At 74.3% G+C, this 19,585-nt stretch carries 3 protein-coding genes; all 3 read right to left on the bottom strand.

Annotation, left to right across the window (positions count from 1 at the left end):
• Positions 1-227: 227 nt before the first annotated feature.
• Genes FNX44_RS00975 through FNX44_RS00965 form a run of 3 tightly spaced genes read right to left on the bottom strand, consistent with a single transcriptional unit; the run spans position 228 to position 19,353 of the window.
• Positions 228-911 (bottom strand): hypothetical protein, encoded by a 684-nt coding sequence (locus FNX44_RS00975; protein ID WP_143645960.1) that lies wholly within the window; start codon positions 909-911, stop codon positions 228-230.
• Complete coding sequence (locus tag FNX44_RS00970) at positions 908-10,684, bottom strand: non-ribosomal peptide synthetase (RefSeq protein WP_143645959.1); 9,777 nt, start codon at positions 10,682-10,684, stop codon at positions 908-910. The genes FNX44_RS00975 and FNX44_RS00970 overlap by 4 nt, the downstream gene beginning before the upstream one ends.
• Positions 10,684-19,353 (bottom strand): non-ribosomal peptide synthetase, encoded by an 8,670-nt coding sequence (locus FNX44_RS00965; protein ID WP_143645958.1) that lies wholly within the window; start codon positions 19,351-19,353, stop codon positions 10,684-10,686. The genes FNX44_RS00970 and FNX44_RS00965 overlap by 1 nt, the downstream gene beginning before the upstream one ends.
• Between the last annotated feature and the right edge of the window lie 232 nt (positions 19,354-19,585).

The following is a 19,585-nucleotide window of genomic DNA, read 5'->3' as shown; positions in this document are numbered from 1 at the left end:
CTGGCCGCAAACCAGTCAACGTTGGCACCTCCGGACCTGTGGATAACTTCCGCCCACTCCTCGCGACAGTCGACAAGTTGTCCAATTAGCCGCCCGGAAGCGTCAGGAAGCTGTCCCCAACGTCGCGGAATCGTCTCCTCCGGCAACCAACTCGCATTTTCGGTCCCCACCCCGTCACAATCCCCGGCCGCTCACGCCTCCTTCCGTGTCCTGAAGCTGCCAACCGCTCAACGTGCGCCGGACTGCAGGCCGTCCTGGCCGCGTAGGACGCGGCGGCGGATGCCGCGCAGCCAGATGTGGCGGATCGCGCCGCTGCCCGGCCGGATGACAAACCAGTACGCCCCGAAGAGCCGACGGGCCTTGGCGTCGGTGCAGCGCACCCGGGTCTCCGTCGTCAACACCCCGTCGGCGTAGCGGAAGTCGAAGGCGATGAGGATGTGCGAGGGCGCCTCGAAGTCCCGGAACTCGGCCGCCGGCTCCTCCCCCATGGCCACGATCGGCTGCTTGCGGGAGATCCGCTCGATGCCGCCGACCACCAGCTGGTCCTCGGACCTGTGCAGCATCCGGAACCCGTTGTCCAGGAACATGCTCAGCACCGGGCGCTCCCGGGAGAACCGGACCCGCCCCATGCCCGCCGCCGCCATCGTGCGGCGGAAGCTCGGCACCTCGCCCCAGGTCAACTCCTCGGCCGCGCGTATCACCGTGCCCGCGTCGGCCGACACCGGGAGTCGATGGCGCTCCCGGCGGTCCCAGGTGGGGATGACGCCGTCCAGTGCGGACGGCCCGCCGCCAGCCGGTCCTCCGCCAGCCGGCCCTCCGGTAGCCGGCCCGCCGTCGGACGGCCCGTCGGCGCCCGGCCCTTCGCCGTGCGGCCCGTCGCCGTGTGGTGTTCCGGCGCGCTTGTCGGTCATGCCCGCTCTCCTTCGTTCGCCCCCGCGCCCAGCCGCTCGGCGAGCACCCGGCCGATGGCGGCCAGCGGTTCGGGGTTGGTCATCTCGCTGTGTCGGCAGTCAACCTGACGGACGTCCACCGCACCCGCCACATAGGGGAACCAGTCCTCGACGTGGAGGTCGCCGCCGCGCTCCACGGTGGCCGCGAAGAACAGCATGTCGCCCTCCCACCGGGCGGGTCGGGCCTCCGCCGCCAGGCGCATGTTGTTGACCATCACCCGGCTCATCGCCGCCACGTGCCGCTCGGCGAGATCCGCCATGCTGCTGTGGCCGCGCCGCAGTACCTCGACCACCCTGGCGGCGTCCAGCGGTCCCTCGCCCGCCGCCGAGCGGTCCTGTCCCACGAAGTCGAGCATCATCTCCAGCACGCTCTCCTCGTCGGCCGCGGGCTCGTACTCGCCCGCGTACGGGTGCGGATAGGCGTCCATCACGGCCAGCAGCTCGACCCGCTCGCCCGCCTCCCGCAGTCGCACTGCGATCTCGTGCGCCGCGACACCGCCGAACGACCATCCCAACAGGTGGTAGGGGCCGACCGGTTGTACCTTGCGGATCTGCTCCACGTAGTCGGCGGCCAGCTCGCCGATCGTGGCGGGCAGCGCGTCGGGTTCGGTGAGGCCGCGCGCCTGCACCGCGTACACCGGGCGGTCCGGCAGCTCCGGCAGCAGGCCCGCGTACGGCCAGCCGACCCCGGCGCCCGGGTGCACGCAGAACAGCGGCGGCTGCTCGCCGCCGGACCGGAGCGGGAAGAGCACGGCGAGCGAGGCGTCGCCGCCGTCGGCACCGGTGAGCCTGGCCGCCAACGCGGCCGGGGTGGGCGCCTCGAAGAGCGCCCGCACCGAGAGCTCCGTGTCGAACGCCTCCCGTACCCGGGCCATCAGCCCGGCAGCCAGCAGGGAGTTGCCGCCGATCTCGAAGAATGGGGCGTCGGCGCCCACCGACGGCAGTCCGACAGCCTCGGCGAACAGCGCACACAGCGTCTCCTCCACCGCGCCCGCCGGCGCTCGGCCGCCGCCGGTCTCCGGCGCGGGCAGCGCCCGCAGGTCGACCTTGCCGATCGCGGTGACCGGCAGCTCCGGCAGGGGCACGACCGCCGACGGCACCATGTACGAGGGCAGCACCTTCGCCGCCGCCGCCCGCAGATCCGGCAGTTCCTCCGCCGCACCCGGGTCGAGGACCGGGTAGGCGACGATGCGCTTGTCGCCGGGACGGTCCTCCCGCACGACGACGGTCACCTGCCGGACCGCCGGATGCGCGGCCAGCACCGCCTCGATCTCGCCCAGCTCGATCCGGAAGCCCCGCACCTTCACCTGGTCGTCGGCGCGGCCGACGAAGACCAGTTCGCCGTCGGTTGTCCAACGCACGAGGTCGCCCGTGCGGTAGAGCCGGCCCCCCGCCTCGCCGTACGGGTCGGCCACGAAGCGCTCGGCGGTCAGCCCGGGGCGGCGCACATAGCCGGCGGAGACCCCGGCGCCGGCCAGGTACAGCTCACCGGGCGCGCCCACCGGCGCGGGTGTGAGGTCCGCGCCGAGCACGTAGGCGCGCATGTTGTCCAGCGGCCGCCCGATGGGCAGCGTGCGACCGATCTCCCCGGCCGAGGTGACCCGGTGCAGGGTGGCGAAGACCGTTGTCTCAGTCGGCCCGTACATGTGGCTGAACGCGGTGTCCGGGCAGTGCTCCAGCAGTCGGCGCACGCTCTCCGCCGGCACGGAGTCACCGCCGGACAGCACCTCGCGCACGCCCGCCAGGGCCGTCGGGTACTCCTGCACCAGCAGGCGGAACAGGCCCGAGGTGAGGAACGCCGTGTCGACACGCTCCTCGGTCAGGACGTCCCGCAGCGCGGCCAGGTCCGGCTCGCCGGCCGGCGCCACCACGGCCGTACCGCCGGACAGCAGCGGCGCCCACGTCTCGAACGTGGCCGCGTCGAAGGCCTGCGGAGAGTGCACCAGCACCCGGCCCCGGGAGATCGGCGCGATGGCCCGGTCGTACGCGAGGGCGACGATGTCGGCGTGGGTCACCGCCACACCCTTGGGTTCGCCCGTGGAGCCCGAGGTGTACATGACGTACGCCGGCTGGTCGGCGCGCACCTCGGGCAGCACCGGAACGGGGGCCCCGTCGGACTCCGGGGCGGGCTCGTCGACGAACAGGAGCCGGGCGGCGTGGGGGAAGCCGACCTCGGCGTGCGCGGCGTCCACCAGCAGCACCACCGACTCGGTCTGCGTCACCACCCGCTGGGAGCGCTCGGCCGGATAACGGTCGTCGAGCGGGACGTAGGCCGCGCCCGCCTTCAGCACCGCCAGAAGCGACACCACCAGCTCCGCCGAGCGGTCCTGGAGGACGGCGACCCGGTCGCCGGGGCGGACCCCGGCGCTCAGCAGCCGGTGTGCCAGCGCGTCCGCCCGGGCGTTCAGCTCGCGGTAGTCGGTGTCCCGGCCGCCGCAGCGCACCGCGACCGCCCCGGGTGTGCGCAACACCTGCTGCGCGAAGGCCTGGTGCACGGTGGTGCCGGCCGTGGGCAGCGGGTACGCCGTGTTGTTGAAGCCGCGCAGCAGCAGCTCGCGCTCGCCGTGGGCGAGCAGGTCGAGGTCTGCCAGCGGCGTCTCGGGGTGCTCGGCGACGGCCCGCAGCACCCGCGTCAGCCGGTCCGCGTACTCCCTTACCTCCGCCTCGGTGAAGACGTCCGGACGGTAGCCCAGCCTCAGGTGTATCTCCTCGCCGGGCAGGCCCGCCAGGGTCAGCGGGTAGTGCGTGGCGTCCCGGCCGTCCACGCCGCCGAGCGTCAGCCCTGGCACCGGCTCCCGCATGCCCTCGGCGTCCAGCGGATAGTTCTCGAACACCGTGATGGTGTCGAACAGCGGGGCGTAGCCGGTGAGGTGCTGGAGTTCGGTGAGGCCCGTGTGCTGGTGGTCCAACAGCTCGGTCTGCCGGCGCTGCACCCGCGCCAACAGTTCTCCCAGCGTCTCGGACGGGTCGAGCGAGACCCGCACCGGCAGGGTGTTGATGAACAGGCCGATCATCGACTCGATGCCGGGCACCTCGGCCGGGCGGCCGGAGACCGTGCCGCCGAAGACGACGTCCCTGCGGCCGGTCAGCCCGGCCAGCAGCAGCGCCCAGGCGCCCTGGAGGAACGTGCTGAGCGTCAGGCCGAGTCGGCGGGAGCGCTCGGTCAGCGCGGCGGTCAGCTCGGGTGAGATGCCGACGATGACCTGCTCGGGGACGGAGGCGCGCCCCGCGGCCTCGGCGGGCGCCAGGATCGTCGGCCCCTCCAGACCGCGCAGCGCCTCCGTCCAGGCCCGGCGGGCCGCGTCCTCGTCGCGCTCGGCGACCCGGCTCAGGAACTCGCGGTAGGGCGTCGGCCTGGGCGGCGCCGCTGCACCCGACGTCCGCTCGGCGTAGAGCTGGAACAGCTCGGACACCAGCAGCGGCATCGACCAACCGTCCAGCAGGATGTGGTGGTTGGTGAGCGCGACGCGGTGTCGGTGCTCTCCCAGCCTGGCCACGAGCAGCCGCAGCAGCGGTGGCCTGCCCAGGTCGAAGGGGGTCTCGCGCTCGACGTCCGCCGCGCGGCGGAAATCGGCCTCGCGCGTCTCGACGTCCGGGCCGCGCAGGTCGACCTCCCGCCAGGGCAGCTCGACCGTCGGCAACACCAGCTGGACCGCACCGCCGAGACGCCGGTGGAAGGCCGTCCGCAGGTTGGCGTGCCGCTCCAGCAGTGCCTGGCCGGCCGACCGCAGCGCGGTGGTGTCGAGCGGTCCTTCGAGGTCGAAGAACGTCTGGACGACGTAGTCGTCCCGGCCGCCGCCGTCCCACTCGGCGTGGAAGAAGAGACCTTCCTGGAGCGGCGCCAGCGGCAGTACGTCCACCAGGCCCGGGTAGCGGGCCTCGTAGCGCTCGATCTCCGGCTGCTCCAGCGACACGAGCGGGAGGTCGCTCGGCGTGAGACCGCCCGCGCCCGGCCGCTCGCCGTGCCGCACGAGGGCGTCCAGCGCCCGCTCCCAGGTGTCGAGCAGGTCCCGGGCGTCGGCCTCCGGGAGCAGTGCCGACGGCCAGGACATGGTCGCCGTCAGCCGGGGGCCGTCGGGCCGGTCCTCGGTGAGCGCGTTGATCTGGAGCGCGTGCCCGAGTGGGAGGTCGGCGTCGCCGCCGCCGCCGAGCGCGCCGGACTCCGGCGCCGGGCTCCATTCGGCCAGGGCTCCCTCGTCAGCGGGGCTCGCGGGCGCGGAGGGCAGTCGGCCCAGGTAGTTGAACGCGATCTGCGGGTGGGCGGCCGCCGCCAGGGTGGCGAGGCGGTCGGCCGTGGCCGGGTTCAGGTGGCGCAGCAGGCCGTAGCCGATGCCGTTGTCCGGGACCGCGCGCAACTGCTCCTTGATCCGCTTCAGCGCCCGGCCGGCCTCGGGGCCGCCGTCGAGCGCCGCCGACAAGTCGCCGTCGCCCGGGTCCAGCCGCACCGGCCACATGCTGGTGAACCAGCCGACCGTGCGGGACAGATCCGTGCCGGCCGGCACGGCCTCCCGGCCGTGGCCCTCGAGATCCACCAGGAGCGGGCCGTCACCGCGGCCGGACCGCCGCCGCCAGTCGGCGACCGCCAGTGCCAGCGCCGTCAGCAGCACGTCGTTGACACCGGCGTGGTACGCGGCGGGCACGCTGGTCAGCAGAGCGCCGGTGGTCCGGGTCGGCAGGGTCAGCGAGAGGGACCGGGCGGTGGCCGCGACGTCCCGCGAGGGGTCGAGCGGCACATCGGTGAGCGGCGCGTCCGGCGCGGCCAATATCTCTTCCCAGAAGGGGAGTTCGGTCTCGCGTTCGGTGGCGTGCTCGGTGAGGCGCTGGGCCCAGCGACGCAGCGACGTCGGCACCGGTTCCAGCGCGGGCTCACGACCGGCGGACACCGCCCGCCACGCCTCGACGAGATCCGGCACCAGGATCCGCCACGAGACCCCGTCGACCACGAGGTGGTGCAACACAAGCAGCAGTCGACCCGGCCGCCCGAAGTCGGGGCCGGAGTCGGGGCCGGAGTCGGGGCCGGGACCTGCGTCGAACAGGACGGCCTGGAGCATCACGCCCGCGTCCGGGTCGAGCCGGCCGCGGGCCGCCTCCGCCTCCTCGTCGAGCCGGTCCAGCGGGGCGCGCCGCAGCAGGGGCGCCGCCGCGACCGCGCCGCGCGGCGCGACGGCCAGCGACCAGCGGCCCTCGGCGCGCGTCAGCCGCATCCGCAGCGCGTCATGGTGGTCGAGCAGCGTCTGAAGGGCCGCCGCGACCCGCTCGGCGTCCGCGCCGGGCGGCGTGGTGAGCAGCACCGACTGGCTGAACCCGTCGACGGGCCCGGACAGTTCGCGCAGCCAGTGCACGATCGGGGTGAGCGGCACCTCGCCGACACCGGCGTCCGGCGCCTCGGCCACCGTCCGCTCGCCGTCGCCGCGCTCGGCGGCCTCCGCCAGCTTGGCCAGCTCCGCGACCGTCTTGCGGGTGAACACGTCGCGCGGGGTGAAGACCAGGCCCTCCTTGCGGGCCCGGCTGACCAACTGGATGGAGGCGATGCTGTCGCCGCCGACGTCGAAGAAGCTGTCGTCCACCCCGACGGAGGGCAGCCGCAGCACCTCGGCGAAGAGCCGGCACAGCGCCTCCTCTGCGGACGAGGCCGGGGCGCGGCCGGCGCCGGCGGTGGTGGTCGCCGCGGCCGGTGCGGGCAGCGCGCGGCGGTCCACCTTGCCGTTGCGGGTGAGCGGCAGGGCGTCCAGGGTGACAAAGGCGCTCGGCACCATGTACTCCGGCAGCCGGTCGCGCAGCAGGGCACGCGCCCCGCCGACCAGGTCCCGGGCGGTCACCGGCACGTTGGCGAACCGGGCCGGCTCGGGGCGCCCGGGCGGCGCCGGGCAGGTGCCCGTGACGGGGCGGTCCGCCAGCGCGGCGTCGACCAGCAGCACGTCGAAGGTCTCCAGCGCGTCCGGGGACGAGCAGGCGAGGTGCGCGCGGTAGCCGTGCTCCTCCGCCAACGCGGCGAGAGCGTCCGGCTCGACGCCTCTCCCGGCCTCCTCCAGCGCCCGGCGCACGGCATCGGCCTCCGCGCCTTCCGCCAGGGCGCGGGCCGCCGCGACCTCCCCCACCAGGCGCGCGTTCGGCACGCCCGTCACCCGCAGCAGCGGGGGCCGCTCGGCCAGCCGCGCGGCGACCTCGGCCGGCTCGGCGACGTCCCGGCCCCAGACCACGTTCGGCGCCTCGTCGGCCCGCAGGGCCTCCGCGCCCAGCGGCTCCCGGCGCAGCACGGCCGCGTACCGGTAGCGGCTCAGTTCGTTGTGGTAGGAGGCGCGCTTGAGCCGGATGTCAACCGCGCCGACGCCGTCGATCACGCCCGGCAGGCTCGCGAAGTACTCGGGGGCGAGCAGCAGTTCGTTCTCCGCGCGCACGCCCTGGTCGACCGCCGCCCGCAGCGCGGCCGTGGCCACGTCCTGCTCGGCCCTGGCCAGCCGCACGCCCGTCTGGAAGGCGCGCAGCAGCCGCAGGTCGCGAATGTCGCCCGCGTAGACCGCGCCGCCCGGGGCGAGCACGTCCACCGCCTGACGCAGTACGTCGGTCAGGTAGTCGGCGTGCGGGAAGTACTGCACCACAGAGTTGATCACGATGGTGTCGAAGTGGCCGCGCGGCAGCCCGGAGAAGTCGTGCGCCGGCTGGGCGCGCAGGGTGACCCGGTCGGAGTGCTCACCGTGCCGCTCCAAGGCTTCGCGCAGGTTGTCGATCGCCACCGGGGAGAGGTCCGTGCCCCAGTACTCCTCGACGTGCGGCAGCAGCGGCGCCAGCAGCAGACCGCTTCCGACGCCCAACTCCAGCACCCGGCGCGGGCGCAGCTCGCGGATCTGCGCGACCGTGTCGTCGCGCCACTCCCGCATGTCCGCCAGCGGGATCGGCCGCTCGGTGTAACTGCTGTTCCAGCCGCCGAAGTTCTCGCCGAAAGCGCCGCTCTCAGCGTGCTCGGTGTACATCTTGTCGTAGAGGTCGGACCACTCGGCGACGGCTTCCAGCTCCGTGCTCTCGTCGCGCTCGGCCGCCGGGACCAGGTACGCCACCAGCCGCTTGTCGCCCGGTCGGTCCTCGCGGACGACCACGGCCGCCTGGGACACCAGCGGAGAGTCGGTGAGAGCCGATTCGATCTCGCCCGGCTCGATGCGGAAGCCGCGGATCTTGACCTGGTCGTCGACCCGGCCGAGGTACTCCAGCTCACCGGAGGCGTTCCAGCGGACCTGGTCGCCGGTGCGGTACATCCGGGCGCCGGGCGGGCCGAACGGGCAGGCCACAAAGCGCTCCGAGGTGGCCTCGGGCCGCCCCAGATAGCCGCGGGCGACACCGGCCCCGGCGACGTACAGCTCGCCGGCCACGCCCACCGGCACCGGCCGCAGCTCCGGGTCCAGGACGTAGACGCGCATGTTGTCCAGCGGCGCGCCGATCGGCATCGAGGCGGGCACCTCGGCGCCCGGCCGGACCCGGTGGCGGGTGGCGAACGTGGTCGTCTCGGTGGGGCCGTAGCCGTCCACGACCGTCGTGCCCGGGCAGTGCGCCATGACCCGGCGCACGGAGTCGGCCGGTACGACGTCGCCGCCGGTCCACACCTCGGCGACTCCGGCGAGCGCGCCCGGGCTCTCGTCCGCGAGCAGCCGGAAGAGGCCGGCGGTCAGCCACAGCGCGGTGACCCGCCGCTCGGCCACCAGCCGCTCGAGCGTGGGGAGGTCGATCTCCGTCGGCGGGGCGACGACCACTTCGCCGCCGGACAGCAGCGGCACCCACAGCTCGTACGTCGAGGCGTCGAACGCCTGCGGGGAGTGCAGCAGCACGCGACGGTGCGCACCCGGGCCGAACGAGCGGTCCCGGGCGAGCGCGGCCACGTCGCGGTGGGTCACGCCGACGCCCTTGGGGACGCCGGTGGAGCCGGAGGTGTACATCACGTAGGCGAGCCGGTCCGGCGTGGGCGCCGGGCGGTCGCCGACGCCGACGGCCGCGGCCGCTTCACCGGGTTCGTCCACGGCCAGCGCGCGGACGCCGGGCGGCGTCGTCTCGCGGTGGGCCGCGTCGACCAGGACCAGCTTCGCGCCCGTCTCGTCCAGGATGTGCGCGAGCCGTTCGGCCGGGTAGCGGTCGTCGAGCGGGACGTAGGCGCCGCCCGCCTTCAGCACCGCGAGGATCGACACGACCAGCTCCACCGAGCGGTCCTGGAGCAGCGCCACCGGCTCCTCCGGACCGACGCCCGCCGCGACCAGCCGGGCCGCCAACACGTCGGCCAGCGCGTCCAGTTCGGCATAGCTCACCGAACGGTCCCCGAAGCCGACCGCGACGGCGTCCGGAGTGCGGGCGGCCTGCTCCTCGAAGAGCTCGGGCAGCGAGCGGTCCGGCAGCGCGTTGGCCGTGTCGTTCCACTCGTGCAGGACGCGGCGGCGCTCCGCCGCGCCCAGCATCTCGACGGCGCCCAGCGGCTGGTCCGGCTCGGTGGCGAACGCTTCCAGCAGCCGGCGGGCGCGGGCCGCCACGCCCGCCGCCGTCTCGGCGTCCACCAGGTCGTGGCGGTAGTCCAGCCGCAGATGCATCCGGCCCTCGACGACGGCCGCGAAGAACGTCAGCACGTAGTGCGCGGCGTCCCGGCCCTCGAGGCCGAGCACCCGCAGGTCGTCGCCGACCGTGCCCTGGAGGGCGTCCGGGTCCACCGGGTAGTTCTCCAGCACCATGTTGGTGTCGAAGAGCTCGCCGCCGCCGAGGAGGTTCTGGATGCTGCGCAGGCCCAGATGCTGGTGGGGCAGCAGCCTGACCTGCTCCTCCTGCATCCGCCGCAGCAGCTCCGACAGCGGCTCGTCCGGGCGGGTCCGCACCCGCACCGGGACGGTGTTCACGAAGAGCCCGACCATGGACTCCATGCCCGGCAGCTCGGGCGGCCGACCGGAGACCGTCGTACCGAAGACGACGTCCTGCCGGCCCGTCAGCTCGGCGACCAGCGCGCCCCAGACACCCTGCACGACGGTGTTCAGCGTCAGCCCGAGCCGGCGGGCCGACGCCACCAGGGCCGACGTCTCCTCCTCGGACATCGAGACGACCAGCTTCGTCGGCGGCACGGCGACCCGCTCCGGGTCGGCGGGCACCACCAGCGTCGGCTCGCCCACCCCCGCCAGCGCCTCCCGCCACGCGGCGACGGCGGCCTGCTCGTCCTGCCGGGCGAGCCAGTTCAGATAGTCGCGGTAGGGGGTGGGTCGGGGCAGCTCGGCCGACGGGTCGGCGTAGCAGGAGAACAGTTCGCCGACCAGGATCGCCGTCGACCAGCCGTCCAGCACGATGTGGTGGTTGGTGAACAGCAGTCGGCAACGCTCGGCAGCCGTCCTGGCCACCGTCAGCCGCAGCAGCGGCGGGCGGTTCAGGTCGAAGCGGCGCGTACGGTCCTGCTCGGCCAGCCGCCGCAGCTCGGCATCCCGCTCCGCCTCCGGCAGCTCCGACAGGTCGACCTCGGCGACCGTCACGGCCACCTCGCTCAGCACGGCCTGCACGGACTCACCGCTGCGCCGCTGCCGGAACGCCGTGCGCAGGCTGTCGTGCCGGTTCACCACGCGGCGGGCGGCGGCCGTCAGCCGGTCCGCGTCGAGCCGTCCGGCGAGGTCGAAGGCGAGCTGGACGGTGTAGACGTCCGTGCCGTCCTGGTCGTACATCGAGTGGAACAGCAGCCCCTCCTGCACCGGAGACAGGGGCAGTACGTCCAACAGGCGGGGCTTCATCAGGACTCCCAATCGCTGAGCAGGTCGTTCTCGAACTCGTCGATCTCCTCCTGGCTCATCGCCACGGACAGATCGGAAGGGGTCACACCGCCGGCCTCGGGCCGCTCGGCGTGCTCGGACAGGGCCGTCAGCGCCCGGAACCAGGTGTCCACCAGATCGCGCACCTCGCACTCGGCCAGCAGCGCGTCGGGCCAGCCGACCACCGCCGACAGCCGGGGCCCGGCACCGCCGTCCGCCGCGTCCTCCACCAGCGCGCTGACCTCCAGCACATGGGAGAGCGGGGTCTCCGGGTCGACGCCGCGGGCGGCACCGGACAGCGCGTCGCCCCCGGTGACCATCGACCAGTCGGCGTCCTGCCCGGCCGGGAAGCGGCCAAGGTAGTTGAAGCCGATCTGCGGGGCGGGCAGCGCGGACAGCTCGCCGCGGGCCACCGGGTCGAGGTAGCGCAGCAGGCCGTAGCCCAGCCCCTTGCCGGGCAGCGCGCGCAGCCGCTCCTTGACCCGCTTGAGCGCGCCGCCCAGGGCGACGCCGTCGCCGGGGGCCGCCGCGCCGGGGTCGAGCCGCACCGGGTGGAGGGTGGTGAACCAGCCGACCGTGCCGGAGAGATCCAGGGACTCGGCCGTGTCCCGGCCGTGGCCCTCCAGATCCAGCAGCACCTCGTCGGTCGCCGGGCCGCCCTCGGCAAAGCCGCCCGTGGAGCCGCCCTCGGTGGAGCCGCCCGTCCGGCCGTCGGTACCGCGGCCGAGGCGGCGGCGCCAGTCGGCCAGCGCGGCGGTGAACGCGGTGAGGAGGACGTCCTCCACGCCGCAGGAGAAGGCCGTCGGCAGGGTGGTGAGCAGCCGGGCCGTGTGCTCGGCCGGCAGGGTGGCCACCAGATGCCGCGAGGTGCGCAGGACGTCCCTCGTCGGGTCCAGCGGTCGAGCGCCCAGCAGCGGGTCGGGGCCGGACAGCGTCCCGCGCCACAGCGGAAGTTCGGCCTGGATACCGGGATCGTCGACCAGGGCGGTGACGTGCCGCGCCCAGCGCCGGTACGAGGTGCGGACCGGCGCCAGGGCGGAGCGGCCGCCGCCGGCCCAGGCCGTCGCGAGATCGCCCACCAGGATGCGCCAGGACACGCCGTCGACCACCAGGTGATGGGCGACGACCAGCAGCCGCCCGGACCGGCCCGGGCCCGCGTCGAACCACAGGACCGCCACCATCCGCCCCTCGCCCGGCGCCAGGCGGACCTCGGCGGCGTGCGCGTCGATCACCTGCTCCAGCTGGTCGTCCGGCGTGCCGGAGACGTCCACCCGGCGCACGACGTCGGCCGCGGACAGCGCGCCGGGCTCGGGCACGGTAAGCAGCCAGCCGCTGCCGTTCGGCGCGTACGACTGGCGCATGCGCAGGGCGTCGTGGTGGTCGAGCACCGCCTGGACGGCCGCTTCCAGCCGCTCGCCGCCCAGCCCCGCCGGAACCCGCAGCAGCGCCGACTGGGTGAAACCGGCCAGCGGCCCGCCGCGCTCCCGCATCCAGTGCGCGATCGGCGGCACCGGCACCTCGCCCGTGCCGACGTCGGGCTCGGCGGCCAGCTCGTCGGCCGTCGTGAGCGGCTTCGCGACGGCGGCCAACCCGCCCATCGTGCCCTGCTCGAACATGTCCCGCGGCGTGATCGACAGCCCCGCCTTGCGGGCCCGGCTGATCAGCTGGATGGAGATGATGCTGTCGCCGCCGATCTCGAAGAACCGGTCGTCCGGACTGACCCGCTCCAGGCCCAGCAGCTCGGCGGCCAGCTCGCACAGCAGCCGCTCGACGTCCGTACCGGCGGAACGCTCGGCGACGGAAGCCGCCCGCGGCGCGGGCAGGGCGGCGCGGTCCAGCTTGCCGTTCGGGTTGAGCGGCAACCGCTCCAGCGGCACGACCGCGACCGGCACCATGTACTCAGGCAACGCCCGCGCCGCGTGGGCGCGCAACTCCTCCGGCTCGGCCGCCGCGCCCGGCACCGGCACCGCGTACGAGACGATCCGACGTACGCCGACGGTGTCCTCCCGGGCCAGCGTGACGACCTCGCGGACCGCCGGGTGCGCCGCCAACACGGCGTCGATCTCCCCGAGTTCGATGCGGAAGCCGCGCACCTTGACCTGGCTGTCGGCCCGGCCCAGGTACTCCAGCTCGCCGTCCGGCCGCCACCGCACCAGGTCCCCGGTGCGGTACATTCGGGCGCCCGGCGCGCCGAAGGGGTCGGCCACGAACCGGTCGGCCGTCAGCCCGGGCCGGCCGAGGTAGCCGCGTGCGACGCCGCGCCCGGCCAGGTAGAGCTCGCCCGTGCCGCCGACCATCACCGGTTGCAGGGAGGCGTCCAGCACGTAGGTGCGGACGTTGGTGATCGGGCGGCCGATCGGCGGTGCCTCCTCGGCCGGGTCGTCCACCTCGTGGAACCAAGCGGTGGCGTAGACGGTCGCCTCCGTCGGGCCGTAGGCGTTGACCACCCGGGCGTCCGGCAGGGCGGCGCGGACGTCCGCCACCAGCCGCGCCGGCAGCGCCTCGCCGGCCAGCACCACCGTGTCGGCGGCGATCGGCGCCGGCGACTGCGCGAGGATCGGCGCGACCGCCGAGGGCACACCGCTGACCAGCGTGCCGCGCCACGGGTCGTCCGCCCGCTCCAGCAGGGCCGTCAGATCGCGGACGATCTCCACGCAGCCACCGTTCAGCAGCGTGCCGAACAGCTCGAACACCGAGACGTCGAAGTTGAGCGAGGTGGAGAACAGCGTCCTGGCCAGCGCGGCGGAGCCGAGCGCGTCGCCCGCCCACAGCGCGAGATCCACCACGGCGCCGTGGTCGACCACCACGCCCTTGGGTCGGCCGGTGGAACCGGAGGTGTAGATCGCGTACACGGCGTGCCCCGACAGCAGCGGCCGCGCACGCTCCGAATCGGTCGGGTTGTGGTCCGGCAGGCCGCTCGGCAGCTCGCTCAGGTCGCGCAGCAGCACGGCCGGTGCGGCGTCGGCCAGCATGAACTCCACCCGGTCCGCCGGGTAGTCGGGGGAGACGGGCAGATACGCGGCGCCCGCCTTGAGCACTCCGAGCAGCGCCACCACCAGGTCCGCCGCGCGCGGCATGGAGACGGCGACGAAGTCCTCCGGGCCGACACCCCGGTTGATCAGATGGTGGGCCACCCGGTTGGCGCGGAGGTTCAGCTCCGCATAGTCCAGCCGCTCCCCGCCCGGGGCCGCCACCGCCGGCGCGTGCGGGGTGCGGTAGGCCTGGAGCTCGAACAGGGCGGGCACGGTGGTCTCGGGGACCGGCCTGGCCGTGCGGTTCCACTCGACGAGCACCCGGTGCCGGTCGCCGGGGTGGTCGACGACCAGCCTGCTCAGCGGCAGCCCGGGCTCCCGCGTGGCGGCGTCGAGCAGCCGCACCAGCCGAGTGACCAGCAGCTCGGCCGTGCCCCGGTCGAAGAGGTCCGTCGCGTACTCCAGTACGCCGTCCAGCCCGCTCAGCTCGCCGTCGACGCCCCGGCGCTCGGTCAGGTCGAGCGTGAGGTCGAACTTGGCGCTGCGGCGCGGTACCTCGTAGCGCTCCGCCGTCAGCCCGGGCATCCGCAGGGCGTCGTCGGCGTCCTCCTGGAAGGCCAGCATGACCTGGAACAGCGGGTGCCGCGCCAGCGAGCGCGGTGTGCGCAGCGCCTCGACCAGCCGGTCGAAGGGCACGTCCTGCCGGCCGAACGCCGCAAGGTCGGTACGCCGCACCCGGTCGACGAGCTCGGCGAATCCCGGGTCGCCCGAAGTGTCCGTACGCAGGACGAGCGTGTTGGCGAAGAAGCCGACCAGGCCCTCCAGCTCCTCGCTGTCCCGGCCGGCGACCGGGCTGCCGAGGGGGATGTCCGTACCCGCGCCGAGTCTGGTCAGCAGCGCGGCGAGACCGGCCTGTACCGCCATGAACGTGCTCGCCTGCCGCGAGCGGGCCAACTCGGCGATGCGCGCGTGCAGTTCGGCGGCTATGCGCACCGGGACCGTGTCGCCCCGATGAGAGGCGACCGACGGGCGGGGGCGGTCGGTCGGCAGCTCCAACTCGTCCGGCAGGCCGTGCAACGCCTCCGCCCAGGCGTTGAGCTGCCGCGAGACGCGGCTGTCGGGGTTGTCCTCCTCCCCGAGCGCGGAGCGCTGGGCGAGGAGGTGGTCGACGTAGCGGACCGGCAGCGGCTCGAAGCGCGGCGCGGAGCCGGCCCGGCGCGCCGCGTACGCCACGGCGAGATCGTCGACCAGCGGCCGCAGCGAGGCCCCGTCGCAGGCGATGTGGTGCACCACGAGGGAGAGCACGTGGACCTGCTCCGCCGCCACGTCGTCGCCCTCCGCGTCCGCGGACTCGGCGGGCAGGGCCAGCAGTTCGGCCCGCCACGGCGGCTCGGCCGCCAGGTCGAAGCGGGTGGCCGCCGCACGGGCGAGCACGGCGTCCAACTCGTCGGCGCCGACCCGCCGCACCGGCAACGCGCGCGGCGGGGCCGGCTCCAGCACCCGCTGCCAGGGCACGCCGTCCTCGTCGGGGAAGGCCGTCCGCAGGCTCTCGTGCCGCGCGACGACGTCGCCGAGGGCCAGCCGCAGCGCGTCGCGGTCCAGCGGGCCCGACAGCCGCAGCGCCAACGGCACGTTGTAGGCGCCGCTCGACGGCGTCGCCGACTCGAGCCGGTTGAGGAACCACAGCCGCCGCTGGCCGGCGGACAGCGGCACCCGCTCCGGGCGGGGCGGCGGCGACACCGGCTCGGCGGGCCCGCCGAGCGCGGCGAGCCGGTCGGCGACGACCCGGGCGATCTCCGCCAGCGGCGCGGGCTTGAGCAGATCCGTGTGGGCACGCTCGACGAAGCGCACGTCGATCTCGCCGTCCACGTACGGCAGCCACGTTTGCGGAGTGGGCGAGAACTCGACCTTGTCCAGCGTGGCCACGAAGAACAGCACGTCACCGGTGTAGCGGCGCGGGGTGTGCCGGCGCATCAGCTCGCTCGCCTCGCCGTACACCCGGGCCATCGCGGCGACGTCCTGCCTGCCCAGACCGGCCAGCGCGCTGTCGAGCTGCCGCAGCAGCCCCACGACCCGCTCGAACTCCAGCGGCTCGGGCCCCAGACGGCGCCGGTCGTAGCCGGCGAAGTCGAGCAGGGTCGCCATGATCTCCTGCTCGTCCAACGGCGGCAGCTCCAGCCCGGGGTAGGCGTCGAGCACGGCCAGCAGGCCGACCTGCTCGCCCTCCTCCTGGAGCAGCACGGCGATCGCGTGCGCGACGACACCGCCGGAGGACCAGCCCAGCAGGTGGTAAGGCCCGCTCGGCTGCGCCTTGCGCATCTCGGCGACGTAGGCGGCGGCCATCTCCTCGATCGACGCCGGCGCCTGGGAGGCGTCCCGCAGGCCGTGCGCCTGGAGGCCGAACACCGGGCGCTCGGGCTCCAGATGGCGCAGGAAGCCGGAGTAGATCCAGCTCAGCCCGGCCGCCGGGTGCACGCAGAACAGCGCGGGCAGCGTGCCGTGCGGCCGCAGCGGCAGCAGGACGTCCAACGAGGCGTCCCGCTCCTCGCCCTGCCCGAGCTGCTCGGCGAGCGCGGCGACCGTCGGCGAGGTGAACAGCGTGCTGATGCCGACGTCGACGCCGAACGCGGCGCGAATCCGGCCGGCCAGCCGGGTCGCGAGGAGCGAGTGGCCGCCGAGGTCGAAGAAGTTGTCGTCGATGCCGACGCCGGGCACGTCCAGCACCTCGGCGAAGAGACGGCACAGCGTCTCCTCGCGCGGGTTCCTCGGGCCGCGGCCGCCGGTGGAGCCGAACTCCGGCTCCGGCAGGGCGCGGGCGTCCAGCTTGCCGTTGGCCGTCAGCGGCATCGCGGCGAGTTCCACCACCGCGGAGGGCACCATGTGGTCGGGCAGCGTGCGGCCGACGAACTCCCGCAGCCCCCCGGGGCGCCGTCCCGGGGCCGGCACCACGTACGCGACCAGCCGCCGGTCGCCGTGCCGGTCCTCCCGGGCCACCACCGCCGCCTGGGCGACCGTCTCGTGCTCGGACAGGGCCGCCTCGATCTCACCCAGCTCGATGCGGAAGCCGCGGATCTTGACCTGGGCGTCGGCGCGGCCGACGAACTCCAGCTCGCCGTCGAGCGTCCACCGGGCGACGTCCCCCGTGCGGTACATGCGGGTGCCGGGCGGGCCGAACGGGTCGGCGACGAACCGCTCGGCGGTCGTGCCGCGGCGGCCGAGGTAGCCGCGGGCCAGGCCGGCACCGGACACGTACATCTCACCCGCGACGCCCGGCGGCACGGGCCGCAGACCGGCGTCCAGCACGTGCACCCCGAGGTCGGGGATCGCGCCGCCGATCAGACTGCCCTGCCCGGCGGCGGCCAGCCGCTCGTCCAGCGCCACGTAGGAGACGTGCACCGTCGTCTCCGTGATGCCGTACATGTTGACCAGGACGGGCGCGTCCGCCGCATGCCGGGAGTACCAGTCGCCCAGCCGCCACAGGTCCAGCGCCTCGCCGCCGAAGACGACCGTCCGCAGCGCCAGGCGGGCGGACAGCTCCGGGTTCTCCGCGTCGGCGCGCATCAACTGGTAGAACGCGGACGGCGTCTGGTTGAGCACGGTGACCTGCTGCTCCGCCAGCAGTCGCAGGAACCGCTCGGGAGAGCGGCTGACCTCGTAGGGCACCACGACAAGCCTGCCGCCGTGCAGCAGCGGGCCCCAGATCTCCCAGACGGAGAAGTCGAACGCATACGAGTGGAACATCGTCCACACGTCGTCGGCGTCGAAGCCGAACCAGTGCCGGGTGCTGTCGAAGAGCCGCACCACGTTGGCGTGCGGGATGACCACGCCCTTGGGCCGACCCGTGGAGCCGGAGGTGTAGATGACGTACGCCGGGCCGGCCGGGGTCAGCGGCGCCCGCCGGTCGGCGTCGGTGAGCGCCGTGTCGGGCAGCTCGGCGAGCTCGGCGACGACCAGCGGGTCGCGCAGGTCGACGGTGGGCGCCTCCGGCCGGCTGCCGTCCACCGTGACGACCAGCGCGGGCGCGGCGTCGGCCAGCATGAACGCGATCCGGTCCGCAGGGTAGTCCGGATCGAGCGGTACGTAGCCGGCGCCCGACTTGATCACCGCGAGCAGCGCGACGATCATCTCGGCCGAGCGCGGTACCGCGAGGGCCACGAAGCCCTCCGGGCCGGCGCCCCGGGAGACCAGCAGCCGCGCCAGCCGATTCGCCCTCGACTCCAGCTCCGCGTAGGTCAGCCGGACGTCCTCGTGGACGACGGCGACGCGGTCGGGTGTCCGCGCGGCCTGCCGCGCGAACAACTCCGCGAGATCCGCGTCCACTTCGGGCCTCGTGACGGCGTCCGGCGACGGCAGCTCGTGCGCGTCGACCAGGTCGACGGCACCGATCGGCGCCGTCGGTTCGGCGGCGGCGAGCCGGTCCAGGAAGGCGAGGAAGCGCCGCTGGTGGTCGGCGATGCGCTCCTCGGGGTACAGGTCGGGGTTGGCGTCGAAGTCGATCTGGAGGCCGCCGTCGGCGCCCCGGTCGTAGACGATCACCGACAGGTCGTCTGCCGGGCCGATGCACAGGTTGTGGACGGTGCTGCCGTGCGGCCCGAACGACAGGTCGTAGTCGAACATCATGATGTTGACCTGCGGACCGAGCAGCGGCTGGTCGCTCTCCAACAGCCGCAGGTCGCGGCGGAGATCCTCGTAGCGGTACCGCTGGTGGCGCATCGCGGCGCGCGTCCGCCCGTGCGCGTGCGTCAGCAGCTCGGCGACCGTCATCGCCGGGCGGGCGGACAGCCGCAGCGGCAGCACGTTCGACACCATGCCGGGCACCGAACGGGCCATCCGGCCCAGCCGGGTGGTGACCGGCAGCCCCAGCACCACCTCCGACTGGCCCGTCATCCGCTGGAGGTAGGCCGCCGTCGCGCCGAGCACCAGCGCCGGCCAGGGCACCCCCGCCTCGCGCGCCAACTCCCGCAGCGCGCGAGCGCTTCGCGGATCGAGGTGCGCCGTACGCCGGGCGAGCCGGCGGGCGAGGCTCGGCGCCGCTCCCGACATGCTCACCGGCTCGGCGCGATCGGCCAGCTCCTCGACCCAGTGGTCCCGGTCGGCGGCGAACCGCTCCGACCGCCGGTACTCGCCGTCGGCGGCCACCAGGTCGGCCAGCGGCCCGAACGGCGTGGCCGGCACCGCCCCGCCCGCGACGAGCGCCGAGTACACCTCGGCCACCCGCCGGGCGATCAGCGCCACCGTGTAGCCGTCCACCGCGACGTGGTGGTACCGGTGGAACCAGAACGCGCGCTCGGGGCCCACGGTGAACAGCGTGAAGCGGAACAGCGGGTCGACGGCCAGGTCGAACGGCCGCGCCAGGTCTGCCCGCATCCATGCCTCGGCGGCGGCCCGCGGATCCTCCTCGGCGCTGACGTCCACCTGCTCGAACGCCCACTGCCGGTCCGGCTCCACCGCCTGGCGCGGCCCCTCGCCCTCGACGTCGAGCACCCGGGTGCGCAGCGTGTCCGCCTCGGCGACCACCCGGCGCAGCGCGGCCTCGAACAGCCCGGCGTCCACCGCCCCGTGTATCTCCAGGTACTCGCCGGCGTTGTAGATCGTGTTGGTCGGGTCGAGTTGCTGGGCGTAGTAGATACCCGACTGCGCGGCGGTCAGTGGCAGGAGTTGGTCCCCGTGGACAGACATGTGCTCTCTACTCTCGACTGGTTGGTCGGGCAGCAGCGTGGTCAGCGCTCATGACCTCTCGGCTTCGACCGGACGTCACACGCCCAGGGCGAACCGGGAGGCGACCGAGGGATTCGGGTGGAGACGCGCGGATTCGCGTGGCGTGATCAAATCTTCCGTATTCATGAAAGTGCGCCGCTCCTGTGCGGGGCAAGGCGCGATGCAGGAAGATGCCAGCGGTCAACCGCTCAAC

It is taken from the genome of Streptomyces alkaliterrae (assembly GCF_007097205.2).
Classification (GTDB): domain Bacteria; phylum Actinomycetota; class Actinomycetes; order Streptomycetales; family Streptomycetaceae; genus Streptomyces; species Streptomyces alkaliterrae.
This window is presented reverse-complemented; position numbering and strand designations above follow the sequence as displayed.

Bases quoted from the DNA above. Each gene is read 5' to 3' on its own strand.
- FNX44_RS00975 (WP_143645960.1), bottom strand. From the start codon at position 911: ATGACCGACAAGCGCGCCGGAACACCACACGGCGACGGGCCGCACGGC.
- FNX44_RS00970 (WP_143645959.1), bottom strand. From the start codon at position 10,684: ATGAAGCCCCGCCTGTTGGACGTACTGCCCCTGTCTCCGGTGCAGGAG.
- FNX44_RS00965 (WP_143645958.1), bottom strand. From the start codon at position 19,353: ATGTCTGTCCACGGGGACCAACTCCTGCCACTGACCGCCGCGCAGTCG.